General features: G+C 69.4%; 17 protein-coding genes. 12 read left to right on the top strand and 5 right to left on the bottom strand.

The features are described 5' to 3' along the window. Positions 1 to 147: 147 nt before the first annotated feature. Positions 148 to 777 (bottom strand): ATP-dependent Clp protease proteolytic subunit, encoded by a 630-nt coding sequence (locus ACFOMP_RS05795; protein ID WP_379028497.1) that lies wholly within the window; start codon positions 775 to 777, stop codon positions 148 to 150. A gap of 195 nt (positions 778 to 972) precedes the next feature. On the opposite strand from ACFOMP_RS05795, the gene pth reads away from it, so the two are divergent. From pth to ACFOMP_RS05780, 3 genes are read left to right on the top strand one after another with little or no spacing between them, the layout of a single operon-like run. Beyond that, positions 973 to 1,677, top strand: coding sequence for an aminoacyl-tRNA hydrolase (pth, locus tag ACFOMP_RS05790; RefSeq protein WP_379028496.1), 705 nt, complete (start codon positions 973 to 975; stop codon positions 1,675 to 1,677). Then, entirely contained in the window at positions 1,677 to 2,726 is a 1,050-nt protein-coding gene (locus tag ACFOMP_RS05785; RefSeq protein WP_379028494.1) for a DUF2332 domain-containing protein, read from the top strand. The genes pth and ACFOMP_RS05785 overlap by 1 nt, the downstream gene beginning before the upstream one ends. A 3-nt stretch (positions 2,727 to 2,729) precedes the next feature. Beyond that, positions 2,730 to 3,104, top strand: a complete 375-nt coding sequence (locus ACFOMP_RS05780) for a DUF2237 family protein (RefSeq protein WP_289895277.1) — start codon at positions 2,730 to 2,732, stop codon at positions 3,102 to 3,104. Here the strand turns inward: ACFOMP_RS05780 and ACFOMP_RS05775 are convergent. Together ACFOMP_RS05775 and ACFOMP_RS05770 are read right to left on the bottom strand one after the other, a co-directional pair. After that, complete coding sequence (locus ACFOMP_RS05775; RefSeq protein ID WP_379028492.1) at positions 3,101 to 3,460, bottom strand: YigZ family protein; 360 nt, start codon at positions 3,458 to 3,460, stop codon at positions 3,101 to 3,103. The genes ACFOMP_RS05780 and ACFOMP_RS05775 overlap by 4 nt on opposite strands. Further along, positions 3,457 to 3,879 carry a Fur family transcriptional regulator gene (locus tag ACFOMP_RS05770; RefSeq protein WP_379028490.1) on the bottom strand — a complete coding sequence of 141 codons (423 nt, stop codon included), beginning with the start codon at positions 3,877 to 3,879 and terminating at the stop codon, positions 3,457 to 3,459. Before ACFOMP_RS05770 ends, ACFOMP_RS05775 begins: the two co-directional genes overlap by 4 nt. A gap of 105 nt (positions 3,880 to 3,984) precedes the next feature. Here ACFOMP_RS05770 and ACFOMP_RS05765 point away from each other — a divergent pair, with 105 nt between their 5' ends. From ACFOMP_RS05765 to ACFOMP_RS05750, 4 genes are read left to right on the top strand one after another with little or no spacing between them, the layout of a single operon-like run. Next, complete coding sequence (locus ACFOMP_RS05765) at positions 3,985 to 4,890, top strand: metal ABC transporter substrate-binding protein (RefSeq protein ID WP_289895274.1); 906 nt, start codon at positions 3,985 to 3,987, stop codon at positions 4,888 to 4,890. Continuing rightward, on the top strand, positions 4,883 to 5,749 hold the full coding sequence (locus ACFOMP_RS05760; RefSeq protein ID WP_289895273.1) for a manganese/iron ABC transporter ATP-binding protein: 867 nt from the start codon (positions 4,883 to 4,885) through the stop codon (positions 5,747 to 5,749). The genes ACFOMP_RS05765 and ACFOMP_RS05760 overlap by 8 nt, the downstream gene beginning before the upstream one ends. Next, positions 5,746 to 6,606: a metal ABC transporter permease gene (locus ACFOMP_RS05755; RefSeq protein ID WP_289895272.1), complete on the top strand. Its 861-nt coding sequence runs from the start codon at positions 5,746 to 5,748 to the stop codon at positions 6,604 to 6,606. Before ACFOMP_RS05760 ends, ACFOMP_RS05755 begins: the two co-directional genes overlap by 4 nt. After that, positions 6,606 to 7,451, top strand: coding sequence for a metal ABC transporter permease (locus tag ACFOMP_RS05750; protein ID WP_289895271.1), 846 nt, complete (start codon positions 6,606 to 6,608; stop codon positions 7,449 to 7,451). The genes ACFOMP_RS05755 and ACFOMP_RS05750 overlap by 1 nt, the downstream gene beginning before the upstream one ends. Here the strand turns inward: ACFOMP_RS05750 and ACFOMP_RS05745 are convergent. Beyond that, a complete protein-coding gene (locus ACFOMP_RS05745; RefSeq protein ID WP_379028487.1) occupies positions 7,448 to 8,197 on the bottom strand; it encodes an SDR family oxidoreductase in 750 nt (249 codons plus the stop codon). The genes ACFOMP_RS05750 and ACFOMP_RS05745 overlap by 4 nt on opposite strands. Before the next feature lie 211 nt (positions 8,198 to 8,408). Between ACFOMP_RS05745 and ACFOMP_RS05740 the strand changes: the two genes are divergently transcribed. The 5 genes from ACFOMP_RS05740 to ACFOMP_RS05720 all read left to right on the top strand — a co-directional run bounded on the left by ACFOMP_RS05740 (position 8,409) and on the right by ACFOMP_RS05720 (position 13,141). Next, positions 8,409 to 9,116 (top strand): VIT1/CCC1 transporter family protein, encoded by a 708-nt coding sequence (locus tag ACFOMP_RS05740; RefSeq protein WP_379028486.1) that lies wholly within the window; start codon positions 8,409 to 8,411, stop codon positions 9,114 to 9,116. A gap of 101 nt (positions 9,117 to 9,217) precedes the next feature. Further along, positions 9,218 to 10,441, top strand: coding sequence for a glutathionylspermidine synthase family protein (locus ACFOMP_RS05735; RefSeq protein ID WP_379028484.1), 1,224 nt, complete (start codon positions 9,218 to 9,220; stop codon positions 10,439 to 10,441). Positions 10,442 to 10,444: 3 nt separating this feature from the next. After that, a complete protein-coding gene (locus tag ACFOMP_RS05730) occupies positions 10,445 to 11,092 on the top strand; it encodes a DUF1190 domain-containing protein (RefSeq protein ID WP_379028482.1) in 648 nt (215 codons plus the stop codon). Between the two features lie 181 nt (positions 11,093 to 11,273). Beyond that, entirely contained in the window at positions 11,274 to 11,912 is a 639-nt protein-coding gene (locus ACFOMP_RS05725) for a bifunctional 4-hydroxy-2-oxoglutarate aldolase/2-dehydro-3-deoxy-phosphogluconate aldolase (protein ID WP_379028480.1), read from the top strand. After that, a complete protein-coding gene (locus tag ACFOMP_RS05720; protein ID WP_379028478.1) occupies positions 11,909 to 13,141 on the top strand; it encodes an MFS transporter in 1,233 nt (410 codons plus the stop codon). Before ACFOMP_RS05725 ends, ACFOMP_RS05720 begins: the two co-directional genes overlap by 4 nt. A gap of 49 nt (positions 13,142 to 13,190) precedes the next feature. On the opposite strand, the gene ACFOMP_RS05715 is transcribed toward ACFOMP_RS05720, so the two are convergent. Continuing rightward, positions 13,191 to 13,627, bottom strand: a 437-nt coding sequence (locus ACFOMP_RS05715; RefSeq protein WP_379028476.1) for an exodeoxyribonuclease VII large subunit, incomplete at its 5' end; no start/stop codon positions are given.

Below are 13,627 nucleotides of genomic sequence, written 5' to 3'. Positions count from 1 at the left end.
TGTCCCGGAGGCCCGGCAGAAGTGCCGGACGACCGCCCTTTTTGCGGCGTGGCCAGGCCACGCCCCGCGTCAGTGTATATGTTACGGGCCACCCCGGCCCGTCACAATCCCCAAAACGTCAGGCTTGGCCGCTTCCCGCAGCCGTGATCACTTGTCGGGTTCGGCCTTGCCGCGCGCCTCAAGGATCTCGTCGATCAGGCCCCATTCCTTGGCCTCCTCGGGCGACATGAAACGGTCGCGCTCCAGCGCCTCCTCGACCTCCTGCAGGGTGCGGCCGGTATGCTTGACATAGATCTCGTTCAAGCGGCGCTTGAGCTTTTCCGTCTCGCGCGCATGGATCAGGATATCGGTGGCCTGACCCTGGAAGCCGCCCGAGGGCTGGTGCACCATGATGCGGCTGTTCGGCAGCGAGAAGCGGTGCCCCGGCTGGCCAGCGCAGAGCAGCAGCGAGCCCATCGAGGCCGCCTGTCCCACCACCAGCGTCGAGACGCGCGGCTTGATGTATTGCATGGTGTCATAGATCGACAGGCCGGCGGTCACCACGCCGCCGGGGCTGTTGATATACATGCTGATGTCCTTGGTCGGGTTCTCCGCCTCGAGAAACAGCAGCTGCGCCGAGATCAGCGTCGCCATGCCGTCATGAACCGGACCGGACATGAAGATGATCCGTTCCTTCAGCAGGCGCGAGAAGATGTCGTAGGCACGTTCGCCGCGGCTGGTCTGTTCGACGACCATCGGGACGAGCGTGTTCATGTAGAATTCTGCCGGATCGTGCATGTCTGTCCTTGCTTTTGTCCCTGCCTGGCCTGTCCGTTCCGCGATTCGACCCAAGAGCGTGCTCGCCCTGGACCGCTCTTAGACGCGAAAGGTTGACAGAGTCTTAGTAACGCCAGCCCGCGAGGACAAGAGAGCGATAAAATTTGCCCCTTCCCCGAGCCGCCGGTAAGCTGGCGCCATGCCACGGAGAAACGCATGAAACTGATCGTCGGCCTGGGCAATCCGGGCGCGAAATACGCCGCCAACCGGCATAACGTGGGCTTCATGGCGGTGGACCGCATCGCCGCGGACCACGGCTTCACCCCCTGGCGCAGCCGCTTCCAGGGCGAGACGGCCGAGGGCCGGCTGGGCGAGGAGCGGGCCACCCTGCTCAAGCCCGCGACCTTCATGAACCTGTCGGGCCAGTCGGTGGGCGAGGCGATGCGCTATCTGAAGCTCACCCCCCAGGACGTGATCGTGCTGCATGACGAGCTGGACCTGGCGCCGGGCAAGGTTCGGCTCAAGACCGGCGGCGGCCATGCCGGGCATAACGGGCTGCGCTCGATCCATCAGCATATCGGCGAATCCTATCGCCGGCTGCGCATCGGCATCGGCCATCCCGGCCACAAGGATCGCGTCGCGGGCTATGTGCTGTCGGATTTCGCCAAGGCCGAGGGGACCGGGCTGGACGACCTGCTGCGCGGCATCTCGGACGGTGCCGTGGCGCTGGCGGCGGGCGATGACGCGCGGGTGATGAACGCCGTGGCGGTGCGGGTCTCGCCGCCTCGCAACAGTGGCACGCGACCGGGGGATCCGGGAGGAAAATCCTTGAAACCTTTAGCGAAACCCGCAGCGGAAACGCCGCCCGAGCCGTCGAGCTTCGCCGACCGGCTGCGCGCGCTTGGCGACAGGTTCCGCTGATGGCCTGGCAGGAGGCATTCGCGCATCAGACCCGCACCTGCCGAGAGCTTGGCTCGGGGCTGACGGCGCGGATCTGCGAGGCACTGACCCGCATCATCGCTGCCGACCAGGGGCCGGTCGGGCGGCGGGTGAAGACCTGGCCGGGCGATCTGGCCGTGGGCGCGGATTCGCTGCCGCTGCGGCTGTGCGGGGCGCTGCATGCGCTGGCGCTGTCGGGGCGCGCACCCGACCTGGCGCGGGCCTATGCCATGGGTGGCGGCACGCAGCTTGATCTGGATATTTTCAATGAAATCAAGATGCATGGGAATCATATCCTCGATTTCATCGAGTCTCCGCCACAGACCAACGAGGTCGGCCGCTCGGCGGTGCTGATCGCTGCGGCGCGCTTCCTGGCCGGGTTGCTGCCTGGCACGCGCTTCGACCTGCTGGAACTGGGCTCCAGTGCCGGACTCAACCTGAACTTTCCGCTCTATAGCCTTGTCGATGAACAAGGTTCCCGGGCCACGATGGCGGGTGAAGCGGTGCCGCAGGTGCGGCTGATGCCGCGCTGGCGGGGCACGCCGCCGTCGGCCGCCGCACTGAAGGTCGGAGAGGCGCGCGGCGTGGATCTGAACCCGCTCGATCCGGCGGCGGACGGGTTCCGGCTGATGGCCTATGTCTGGCCCGATCAGCAAGACCGGCTGGCGCGGTTGCGCGCGGCGCTGGCGGTCGCGGCCGCGCATCCGCCTTGCGTCGACCGGGGCGATGCCGGCGAATGGCTTGAATCCCGACTGGCAGGCTCGGCCGCGCATGGCCGGCTGGTCTATCACACCGTCGCTGCGCAATATTTTCCACAAGCCACCCGCGACTGCATCGAGGCAACGCTGCAACAGGCCGGCGCGCGCGCCAACGCCGCGCAGCCGCTGGCGCATTTCGCCATGGAAAACGACGGCGGCGATGGCGCGGGGCTGCGCCTGCGACTCTGGTCCGGGGGCGCCATGCGGGCCTGGGATCTGGGGCGGGCGGATTTCCATGCCCGTTGGATCGACTGGCAGCCAAGGGAGGCCTGAGGGATGGACGCGGCGCTCAATGTCCTTGGCGGCCGGCTCGAGACCTGCTCGACCGCGCCGCTGACCGGATTCTTCCGCGACGGCTGCTGCAATACCGGCCCCGAGGACAGCGGGCGGCATACCGTCTGCGTCGTCGTCACCGCCGAATTCCTGGCGCTGTCGAAATACCTGGGCAACGACCTGAGCACGCCGCGGCCGGAATTCCGCTTTCCGGGGCTGAAACCCGGCGACCGCTGGTGCCTTTGCGCCGCGCGCTTCCTGCAGGCGGCGCAGGAATTCGCCGCGCCCCAGGTGGTGCTGGAGGCCACCCATGCCCGCACGCTGGAGATCGTGCCGCTGGCGCTGCTGCGCGCCCATGCGGTCGGGCGCGAGGATTAGCGCCCGGTCTGCGCCAGATAGTGCCGCACCGCATCGACGACATGCCGGAAACGGTCGCCGCCCAGATGCTTGCCGCCATACCAGCGGGTCACGATCACCACATGGTCGGCCAGCCCGGCGCGTTCCAGCATCTGCAGGATGATCTGGCCGGCGCCGCTTTCGCCGTCGTCGTCGCGGACCGCCTCGCCCGACAGGATCGCCGCCCAGGTGTTGTGCGTGGCCTTGGCGAAACGCTTGTTGCGGCGCAGTTCGGCCAGCAGCGCCTCGGCCTCGGCGCGGGTCCGTGCCGGCCCGCCCGACACCGCATAGCGCGAACCGCGATCCGAAATGATCTTGTCGAAGACCGTCAGGCTCATCGGCGGCGCCGGACGTAAAGCTCCAGCCGGTGGCGGACGATCTCGTAGCCCATCTCGGCGGCGATCTCGGCCTGCAGCCGCTCGATGCGCTCGTTGACGAATTCCATCACCTCGCCGGTCTCGACGTCGATCATGTGGTCGTGATGGGTGCCGTCGGCGGGCTCGAACCGGGCCGGCTCGCCCTCGAATTCCAGCTTCTGGATCACGCCCTGCGCCTCGAGCGCGGAAAGCGTGCGATAGACCGTCGCCAGCGACACCCCTGCCCCCGCCGCGGTCGCCCGCTGGTGCAGCTGCGTCGCATCGGGATGGTCCTCGGCCGCCGCCAGCACCCGCAGCAGCGCGGCGCGCTGGCGGGTGATGCGCACGCCGACACGGCGCAGCGCGTCCTCGAAGGATTGGGCGCGGGTCTCGATCTCCATGCGGTTTTCTGGCTCAGATGCGAAGAAATTGCAACTGGCTTGACAGTTGAGAATGGTTCGCAGATAACGGCGACAGGACGAGGCCCAGAGCACAAGAATCGGATCATGAAGCGCAGAACTTTCCTGACCACGGCCCTTGCCGGGCTTGCCGCCCCCGCCCTGGCCTCCGGCCCGGCGCGGGCGCAGGCCGGCCGGCTCAAGGTGGCGACCACCTTCACCATCCTTGCCGACATGGCCCGCAACGTGGCCGGCGACCGGGCCGAGGTGGTTTCGATCACCAAGCCGGGGGCCGAGATCCACAATTACGAACCGACGCCCAGCGACCTGATCGGCGCCCGCGACGCGCGCCTGATCCTGCGCAACGGGCTGAACCTGGAACTGTGGTTCGAGCAGTTCCTACACAATCTGGGCGCGCTGCCCTCGGCCACGCTGACCGAGGGGATCGCGCCGATGCCGATCTCGGGCGGACATTACGACGGCAAACCCAACCCGCATGCCTGGATGGCGCTGGATACGGCGCTGGTCTATGTGGACAACATCGCCGCCGCGCTGTCCAAGGCCGATCCGCAGGGCACCGGCACCTATCGCGCCAATGCCGGCCGCTACAAGGGCGAGATCGCCCGCACCGTCGGCCCGCTGCGCGACGCCGCCCGCGCCCTGCCCGAGGAACGGCGCTGGCTGGTGACATCGGAAGGGGCCTTCTCTTACCTCGCGCGGGATTTCCATCTGAACGAGCTGTTCCTGTGGCCGATCAACGCCGATGCCCAGGGCACGCCGCAGCAGGTGCGCCGCGTCGTCGATGCGATCAAGCAGCACAAGATCCCGGTGGTGTTCTCGGAAAGCACCGTCTCGGACCGCCCGGCCCGGCAGATCGCCGCCGAGACCGGGGCGCGCTATGGCGGCGTGCTTTACGTCGACAGCCTGTCCGAGCCGGACGGGCCGGTGCCGACCTATCTGGACCTGCTGCGCGTGACGTCCGAGACCATCGTGAAGGGGCTGTCCCATGGATGACGCCCCCGGCATCGAGGTATCCAACCTGACGGTGGCCTATCGCAACGGCTTCACCGCGCTGCGCGATGCCAGCTTTTCCGTGCCGCAAGCCTCGGTCACGGCGCTGGTGGGGGTGAACGGCTCGGGGAAGTCCACGCTGTTCAAGGCGCTGATGGGCTTCGTGCCTGCCGCCGCCGGCAAGGTGCGGGTGCTGGGCCTGACCGTGCCGCAGGCGCTGCGCCAGAACCTGATCGCCTATGTGCCGCAGGCCGAGGAGGTGGACTGGACCTTCCCGGTGCTGGTCGAGGACGTGGTGATGATGGGCCGCTACGGCCATATGGGCTTTCTGCGCCGCGCCCGGCCCGAGGATCGCCGCGCCGTGGACGAGGCGCTGGCGCGGGTGAACATGCAGGACTTCCGCCACCGCCAGATCGGCGAGCTGTCGGGCGGCCAGAAGAAGCGCGTCTTCCTGGCCCGGGCGCTGGCGCAGGGCGCCCGGGTCATCCTGCTGGACGAGCCCTTCACCGGCGTGGACGTCAAGACCGAATCCGCCATCATCGCGCTGTTGCAGCAGATGCGGGAGGAGGGGCGGGTCATGCTGGTCTCGACCCACGACCTCGGCTCGGTGCCGGAATATTGCGACCGGGTGGTGCTGGTGAAGAACACCGTGCTGGCCCATGGCCCCACGGCCGAAATCTTCACCCCCGACAATCTGCGCCTCGCCTTCGGCGGCGTGCTGCGGCATTTCGTGCTGGGCGGGCGGCGCCTGCATGACGACGACGACCCACGTGCGCTGACCGTGTTGTCGGACGACGAGCGGCCGCTGGTCTTTTACGACGACCGGCAGCGCAGCGCCCGCGAGGAGGCGGAATCGAAATGATCAGCACCCTGCTGGTGCCCTTCGAATACGGCTACATGACCGACGCGATCTGGGTCTCGGGCCTGGTCGGCGGGGTGTGCGCCTTCCTGTCGGCCTATCTGATGCTCAAGGGCTGGTCGCTGATCGGCGACGCGCTTTCGCATTCCATCGTGCCGGGCGTCGCCGGGGCCTACATGCTGGGCCTGCCCTTCGCGCTGGGGGCGTTCCTGTCGGGCGGGCTTGCGGCGCTGACCATGCTGTTCCTGAACAAGCGCAGCGGGTTGCGCGAGGACGCGATCATCGGCCTGATCTTCACCGGCTTCTTCGGTCTGGGGCTGTTCATGGTCTCGCTCAATCCGATGGCGGTCAGCGTGCAGACCATCACCATGGGCAACATCCTGGCGATCACCCCCGGCGATACGCTGCAACTGGCGCTGATCGGCGGCCTCTCGCTGCTGATCCTGGCGGCGAAATGGCGCGACCTGATGGTGGTGTTCTTCGACGAAAGCCATGCCCGCACCGTCGGACTGAACCCGCAGGCGCTGAAGGTGCTGTTCTTCACCCTGCTTTCGGCCTGCACGGTCGCGGCGATGCAGACCGTCGGCGCCTTCCTGGTTGTGGCGCTGGTGGTGACGCCCGGCGCGACCGCCTATCTGCTGACCGACCGCTTTCCGCGGCTGATCCTGATCTCGGTGGCGATCGGCTCGGCCACCTCGGCGCTGGGGGCCTATGTCTCGTTCTTTCTGGACGGCGCGACTGGCGGGGTGATCGTCTGCCTGCAGACGCTGATCTTCCTGGCCGTCTTCCTGCTGGCGCCGAAACACGGCCTGCTCGCCGCCCGCCGCCGGGCCCGCGCGGCGCTGGAGGAGGCCGCGTGATGGACTGGCTGCTGCTGCCGTTTTCCTTTCCCTTCATGCGCGATGCGGCGCTGATCGGGCTGATGGTCGCCCTGCCCGCCGGGCTGCTGTCCTGTTTCCTGGTGCTCAAGGGCTGGTCGCTGATGGGCGACGCGGTCAGCCATGCGGTGCTGCCCGGCGTGGTTCTGGCCCATATCGCCGGCCTGCCGCTGATCCTCGGCGCCTTCGTGGCCGGGCTGGGCTGTGCCATGCTGTCGGGCTGGCTGCAGGGCAACAGCCGGGTCAAGGCCGACACGGTGCTGGGCGTGGTCATGTCGGGCATGTTCGGGCTGGGGGTGGTGCTTTACACCGCGATCCAGACCGATCTGCACCTGGATCACATCCTGTTCGGCAACATGCTGGGCGTCGGTCCCGAGGATCTGCGCCTCGCGGGCAGCATCTCGGCGCTGGTCGGGCTGGCGCTGCTGCTGAAATGGCGCGACTTCGCGCTTTTGGCCTTCGACCCGGTGCAGGCGCGGGTCTCGGGGCTGGCGTTGCAGGTGCTGAATTACGGGCTTCTGGCGATGATCTCGGCCACGGTGGTCGCCATGCTCAGCGCGGTCGGCATCATCCTGGCGGTGGCGCTGCTGATCGCGCCGGGGGCCGTGGCCTTCCTGATGACGCGGCGGCTGCCCGCCATGCTGGCCGCCGCGGTCGGCGTCGCGGCCTTCGCCTCGGTCAGCGGGGTCTGGGCCAGCTTCTGGCTGAACAGCGCCCCGGCGCCGACCATCGTGCTGGTGCTGACGGCGCTGTTCGTGCTGGCCTTCCTGTGGCGCAACATCGCCACGCGGCGGGCGCAGGGCGCGGTTGACCAAAGCGCGGGCTAGATCGTCCGCCCGCCATCGACCTCGAGGATGACGCCGGTGATGAAATCGGCCTCGTCCGAGGCGAGGTAGAGCGCCGCGTTGGCGATGTCGCGCGGCGTCGACAGCCGCCCCAGCGGGATGGTGGCGATAAAGCGGGCCCGGTTCTCGCGCGTGTCCTCGCAGCCCATGAACTGCCCGAGCATCCCGGTCTCGCCCATCACCGGGGCGATGCCGTTCACCCGGATCCCGTCCGGGGCCAGCTCGGCCGCCAGGCTGCGGGTCATGGTATTCACCGCCCCTTTCGAGGAATTGTACCAGGTCAGGCCCGGCCGGGGCCGGATGCCCGCGGTCGAGCCGACATTGATCATCACGCCTTGGCCGCGCTCGCGCCAATAGGGCACCACGGCATGGGTCATGTGAAAGATCGACAGCACATTGACCTCGTAGATCCTGCGGAACGCCGCCTCGTCGGTGGCCAGAAGCGGCCCGTTCGGCGTGGTCCAGCCGGCATTGTTCACCACGATGTCGAGCCCGCCGAAGGCCGCGCGCGTCCGGGCGACGGCGGCGGCGACCTGCTCGGCCTGGCTGACGTCGCCGGCGATGGCGATGGCCGGGGCGCCGATGTCTTGCGCGGCGGTCTCGGCCGCCGCCAGGTCGATGTCCAGCAGCGCGACCTTGGCGCCCTCGCGCGCGAAGGTTTCGGCGATGCCGCGTCCGAAGCCCGAGCCGGCGCCGGTGACCAAAGCCGTCTTGCCCTGAAGCCGCATGAAATCCCCCTTGTGCAAAACCATGCGTGATGACGTCTGGCGCCGGATTGCAACCCTCCCGCGGCCGCGGCCGGCCGGGTTCTGCCGCATCGTCGCCCTCGTTTCGGCGGGATTCGCCTGTCCGCAGCCTGACCGCGCCGGGCGCGGGACGCAAGGCTGGCAAATACCGCCCCTGCGGTTAAGCTGGCGGCAAAAACCAGACGAGGAAACGATGACCCCGAAGCCGAGCGCCCATCCCGACGACCCGCATTATATCAACCGCATGGGCTGGCTGCGCGCATCCGTGCTGGGGGCGAATGACGGCATCATCTCGGTGGGGGCGCTGATCACCGGCGTCGCCGCCGCCGCCCCGGGACGCGAGGCGGTGCTGATCGCCGGGCTGGCCGGCCTGGTCGCCGGGGCGCTGTCGATGGCCATGGGCGAATATGTCTCGGTCAGTTCGCAATCGGATACCGAGCGCGCCGACATCGCCCGCGAAAGCGCGGCGCTGAAGGAGATGCCCGAGGACGAATTGCACGAGCTGGCGGCGATCTATGAATCGCGTGGCATGACGCCCGGCACGGCGCTGCAGGCGGCGCGCGAGGTGACCGAGCAGGACGCGCTGGCCGCGCATCTGCGCGACGAGCTGGGGCTCAGCGAGGTCTTGGCCGCCAATCCGCTGCAGGCGGCGCTGGCCTCGGCCGCAACCTTCAGCCTGGCGGCGGCGGTGCCGCTGCTGGCGGCGGTCTTCGCGCCGGGCGGCGCGGTCATCGCGACGGTGCTGGCGGCGGTGGTGCTGGCCCTGGCGCTGCTGGGGGCGCTGGGGGCCTGGGCCGGCCGCGCGCCGCTTGGCCGGGCGGTGCTGCGCGTGGTGCTGGGCGGTATCTTCGCGCTGGCCGTGACGGCGGGGATCGGCAAGCTCTTCGGCGTCGCGGTCTGAGCTGCGTTCCGGGCGACCGCGCGAAAATGCAGCGCCCGCCGCGCCCCGCGGGGTTGCGCCGGGCCGGCCTGCCGCCCTATCTCGGGAGGCAAGGAGAGATCATGGAAAAACGCACCCTTCCCGAACGCCCCGGCTGGCGCGACGAGGCCGAGAAGCTCGGCTTCACCTTCGCCGACATGGGCGGCGAGCCCTATTGGGACGAGACCAGCGCCTATCGCTTCACCCTGCGCGAGATCGAGGAAGACATCGAAGCGCCCGCGACCGAATTGCATGCCCTGTGCCGCGAAGCGGTGGCCCGCGCCATCGCCGACGAGACCTGGCTGGCGCGGCTGGGCATTCCCCAGCGCCATTGGGATCTGGTGGCCTCCAGCTGGACGCGGGGCGAACCCGAGCTTTATGGCCGCATGGACCTGGCCTATGACGGCAGCGGTCCGGCGAAGCTGCTGGAATACAACGCCGACACCCCGACCTCGCTTTACGAATCCGCCAGCTTCCAGTGGCTCTGGTTCGAGCAGCAACGGGCGGCGGGGGTCCTCGACGGGGATTGCGACCAGTTCAACAGCATCCACGAGGCGATCGTGGCGCGCTGGACGCAGATATGCGCCGATGGCGAGGACGTGCATTTCGCCGCCGATCCCGACAATCCCGAGGATTACGCCACCGTCGAGACCCTGGCCTGGGCGGCGCGCGAGGCGGGTCTGGGCGCGCATTTCACCGCGCTCGGCCAGATCGGCCTGACCGAGGAGGGCCAGTTCGCCGACGAGCAGTCCCGCGTCATCGGCACGCTTTTCAAGCTCTACCCCTGGGAGGACATGCTGCGCGACGAGTTCGCCGCGCATCTGCAAAGCTCCGGCACCCGCTTCATCGAGCCGCCCTGGAAGGCGGTTCTGTCGAACAAGGGCATCCTGCCGCTGCTCTGGCAGATGTTCCCCGGCCACCCGAACCTGCTGCCCGCCTTCTTCCTCGATGACGTGCAGGAGGCGCTGGCCGGCGGCAGCCCCGCCGCCGCCGTGGCCGCGGCCTTCGAGGCGGCGCGCGAGACGCTGGCGCACGGCCATGTGACCAAGCCGATCTTCTCGCGCGAGGGTGCGGGGGTGGTGATCAACGAACAGGGGCGCGAAGTGGCGCGCACCCAGGACGACAGTTATTCGCACCACCCGATGATCGTGCAGGCCCTGGCGCCGCTGCCGGATTTGGGCGGCTTCCATCCGGTGCTCGGCGCCTGGATCGTCGGCGAGGCCTGCTGCGGCCTCGGCCTGCGCGAGGACCGTTCGCGCATCACCCACAACCTGTCCCGCTTCAAGCCGCATTTCATCGAGGGCTGATCCATGACCGAAGCATTCTCCAATCCCGATCCCGGCAAGCGCCCCGCCCGCAAGCGCGGCCGCCATGTCGCCCTGGTGCTGGCCGGAACCGCCACCCTGGCGCTGGCCGGCTGCGAGGACGACCGCATGGACGCGCAGAGCTTTCCCGACCTGGAAAGCTGCATCGCCGCCAGCAAGCAGGAAACCCTGTGGTTCACCGAAGAGGATTGCCGCAAGAACTTCGCCGCCGCCCAGCAGGAATTCATGGAAACCGCCCCGCGCTATGAATCCAAGGAACTGTGCGAGCAGGAACACGGCGCCGGCAATTGCGGCGGCGATCCGGCGCAGACGCAAGAGGCGCAGAATTCCGGCGGCGGCTTTTCCTTCATGCCGCTGCTGGTCGGCTACATGATGGGCTCGATGCTGTCGCGCGGCGGCGGCATCTTCTCGCAGCCGATGGTGAACACCGCCGACGGCCGCTATTCCACCCCCAAGGGCGACCAGAGCTTCGCCAGCAACCGCGGCGCCGGCAAGGTGTCGGCCACGACCTTCCAGCGCGCGCCCTCGACCATCGGCAAGCCGCCGATGAGCGCCGCCCAGGTCAGCCAGCGCGGCGGCTTCGGCGCTTCCTCCACCGCCCGCTCGGGCGGGCGCAGCAGCTTCGGCGGCTGAGGGGCGTTCCGTTGCCGAAATCCGCGCCGGGGTGATTGGCGGCGCCAGCCGTCAGGGGGGCGGACAGCCCCTGCCCCGGCAAGCCCGCCCCCTTGACGGCAGTTAACGCTAACACCGACCCTTGCGCAGCCGCGCGGAAAAGCGCAACCTGCCGGCAGTTTCCGCAAGAACGAGGCCCGCCATGACCCCCGAAACCCAGTCCCGGAACACCCGCGCGCTTTGCGAACTCGCCCCGGTGATCCCCGTTCTGGTCGTGGGCGACGCCGGCCGCGCCGAGGGGCTGGCCGCCGCCCTGGTCGCAGGCGGCCTGCCGGTGCTGGAGGTCACGCTGCGCACTCCCGCCGCGCTCGACGTCATCCGCGAGATGGCGAAGGTTCCCGGCGGGCATGTCGGCGCCGGCACGGTGCTGACCCCCGACGACGCGAAACGCGCCAAGGATGCCGGCGCCAGCTTCGCCGTCTCGCCCGGCCTGACCGAGCGGCTGGCCCGGGCCTGCGAGGAGATCGGCCTGCCGCTCTTGCCCGGCGCGGTCACCGCCTCCGAGGTGATGCGGGCGATGGAGCTGGGCTATTCCATGCTGAAATTCTTCCCGGCCGAGGCGGCGGGCGGGGCGAAATCGCTGAAATCCCTGGCCGGGCCGCTGCCGCAGGTCAGCTTTTGCCCGACCGGCGGCGTGACGCCGCGAAACGCCCCCGACTACCTGGCGCTGCCGAACGTGGTCTGCGTCGGCGGCAGCTGGATCGCCCCCGATGCCGATGTCGCCGCCGGCGACTGGCAGGCCATCGAAACCCGCGCCCGTGAGGCCGTCGCGTTGACATGACCGCCGCACCCGATCTTGCCGGTCCCGACGCCATGCGCCGCGCCCGGCGCAATGTCATCGTGCTGCTGCTGGCCCAGGCGCTCCTGGGGGCGCAAATGTCGATGATCTTCATCGTCGGCGGGCTGGCCGGCCAGATGCTCAGCCCCAATCCCTGCATCGCCACCCTGCCCCTGTCGATGATGATCCTGGGCTCGGCGCTGTCAGCCCGGCCGCTTTCGGGCTTCATGCGCCGGCATGGGCGGCGGGCCGGGTTCCTGCTCTCCTGCGGCTCGGCGGCGCTGGGGGCGGGGATCGCGGCCTATGCGCTGTCGGCGGGCAATTTCTGGCTTTTCACCGCCAGCGCGCTGTTCACCGGGGTCTATATGGCGGCGCAGGGCTTCTTCCGCTTCGCCGCCACCGATTGCGCCCCGCCCGAGTTCCAGTCGCGCGCCATTTCCTGGGTTCTGGCCGGCGGGCTTGCCGCCGCCTTCACCGGCCCGCTGCTGGTGCGGCTGACCGCCGACCTGACCGCCATCCCCTTTTTGGCCACCTATGCGGCGATCATCGGGCTGAACCTGCTCGGCCCGGCGATCTTCGCCTTTCTCGACATCCCGCGCCCGCCCGCCCCGGCCGGGGGCCATGCCGAGGGCCGGCCGCTGGGTGCGCTGTTGCGGGTGCCGCAGATCGCCGTGGCGATGATCTGCGGCATGGTCTCCTATGCGCTGATGAACCTGGTGATGACCTCGGCGCCGCTGGCGGTGGTGGGCTGCGGCTTCGCCACGGCGGATGCGGCGAACATCGTCTCGGGCCATGTGCTGGCGATGTTCGCGCCCTCGTTCTTCACCGGCCATCTGATCGCCCGTTTCGGCGCCACCCGCATCGTCATGCTGGGCCTGGCGATCCTGGCCGGCGCCGGGGCGGTGGCGCTGTCCGGGGTCGAGCTGTCGCATTTCTACCTGGCGATGATCCTGCTGGGGCTGGGCTGGAACTTCGGCTATATCGGTGCCACCGCCATGCTGACCCGCGCCTATCGCCCCGAGGAGCGCGAGCGGGTGCAGGGCCTGAACGACGCCGTGGTGTTTTCCGGCGTGTTCCTGGCCTCGCTGTCCTCGGGCGGGCTGATGAACTGCATGGGCGGCTCGCCGCAGGCCGGCTGGAGCGCAGTGAACCTGGCCATGCTGCCCTTCCTGGTGCTGGCGGGCGGCGCGCTTCTGTGGCTGATGCTGCGGCCGCGCGAGATCGCGCGCTAGGGGCGCGGTCTGGAGACGCGTCCCCCGGCGGGACGCGCCGGCGCCGCTTCTAGAACAGCGATGGCTGGCCCTTGGGCTGCCTTGGCTTGCGGGCGGGTTTGGCCGGCGGCGCGTCGGGGCGGGCCGCCATGCGGCCGTCGTGGAACTCGATCTCGAAGCGCGGGGTTTGCGCCGCTTCCGCGGCCGAGGTGAGCAGGCCTGCGGGACCATGCACGACCGCGAAGCCGCGGCGCAGGGTTTCGCGATAGCCCAGGGTCTGGCGCAGCCGGTCGAGCCGCTCCAGCGCCTCGCGGCGCGGCGGCAGGAGGCGGGTGGCGCCGGCGGCCAGCCGCGCCGCGAACTGGTCAAGCGCCGCGCGGTCGCGGGCGAGCTGCCGGGCGCTGTCGGCCAGCATCCGCGACCGGGCACGTTCCAGCCGCTGACCCAGATCGGCCAGCCGCTCGGCCCGGCGCTGCCGCAGCCGGGCCAGCGACAGCGGCAGGCGCT

Source organism: Paracoccus simplex, assembly GCF_042648325.1.
GTDB lineage: Bacteria > Pseudomonadota > Alphaproteobacteria > Rhodobacterales > Rhodobacteraceae > Paracoccus > Paracoccus simplex.
This window is presented reverse-complemented; position numbering and strand designations above follow the sequence as displayed.

Excerpts from the sequence above, each read along its gene's own strand:
- ACFOMP_RS05785 (WP_379028494.1), top strand. The coding sequence starts at position 1,677 with ATGGCCTGGCAGGAGGCATTCGCGCATCAGACCCGCACCTGCCGAGAG.
- ACFOMP_RS05745 (WP_379028487.1), bottom strand. The coding sequence starts at position 8,197 with ATGCGGCTTCAGGGCAAGACGGCTTTGGTCACCGGCGCCGGCTCGGGC.
- ACFOMP_RS05770 (WP_379028490.1), bottom strand. The coding sequence starts at position 3,879 with ATGGAGATCGAGACCCGCGCCCAATCCTTCGAGGACGCGCTGCGCCGT.
- ACFOMP_RS05735 (WP_379028484.1), top strand. The coding sequence starts at position 9,218 with ATGGAAAAACGCACCCTTCCCGAACGCCCCGGCTGGCGCGACGAGGCC.
- ACFOMP_RS05755 (WP_289895272.1), top strand. The coding sequence starts at position 5,746 with ATGATCAGCACCCTGCTGGTGCCCTTCGAATACGGCTACATGACCGAC.
- ACFOMP_RS05720 (WP_379028478.1), top strand. The coding sequence starts at position 11,909 with ATGACCGCCGCACCCGATCTTGCCGGTCCCGACGCCATGCGCCGCGCC.
- ACFOMP_RS05750 (WP_289895271.1), top strand. The coding sequence starts at position 6,606 with ATGGACTGGCTGCTGCTGCCGTTTTCCTTTCCCTTCATGCGCGATGCG.
- ACFOMP_RS05765 (WP_289895274.1), top strand. The coding sequence starts at position 3,985 with ATGAAGCGCAGAACTTTCCTGACCACGGCCCTTGCCGGGCTTGCCGCC.
- ACFOMP_RS05740 (WP_379028486.1), top strand. The coding sequence starts at position 8,409 with ATGACCCCGAAGCCGAGCGCCCATCCCGACGACCCGCATTATATCAAC.
- ACFOMP_RS05760 (WP_289895273.1), top strand. The coding sequence starts at position 4,883 with ATGGATGACGCCCCCGGCATCGAGGTATCCAACCTGACGGTGGCCTAT.
- ACFOMP_RS05780 (WP_289895277.1), top strand. The coding sequence starts at position 2,730 with ATGGACGCGGCGCTCAATGTCCTTGGCGGCCGGCTCGAGACCTGCTCG.
- ACFOMP_RS05775 (WP_379028492.1), bottom strand. The coding sequence starts at position 3,460 with ATGAGCCTGACGGTCTTCGACAAGATCATTTCGGATCGCGGTTCGCGC.
- ACFOMP_RS05795 (WP_379028497.1), bottom strand. The coding sequence starts at position 777 with ATGCACGATCCGGCAGAATTCTACATGAACACGCTCGTCCCGATGGTC.
- ACFOMP_RS05725 (WP_379028480.1), top strand. The coding sequence starts at position 11,274 with ATGACCCCCGAAACCCAGTCCCGGAACACCCGCGCGCTTTGCGAACTC.
- ACFOMP_RS05730 (WP_379028482.1), top strand. The coding sequence starts at position 10,445 with ATGACCGAAGCATTCTCCAATCCCGATCCCGGCAAGCGCCCCGCCCGC.
- pth (WP_379028496.1), top strand. The coding sequence starts at position 973 with ATGAAACTGATCGTCGGCCTGGGCAATCCGGGCGCGAAATACGCCGCC.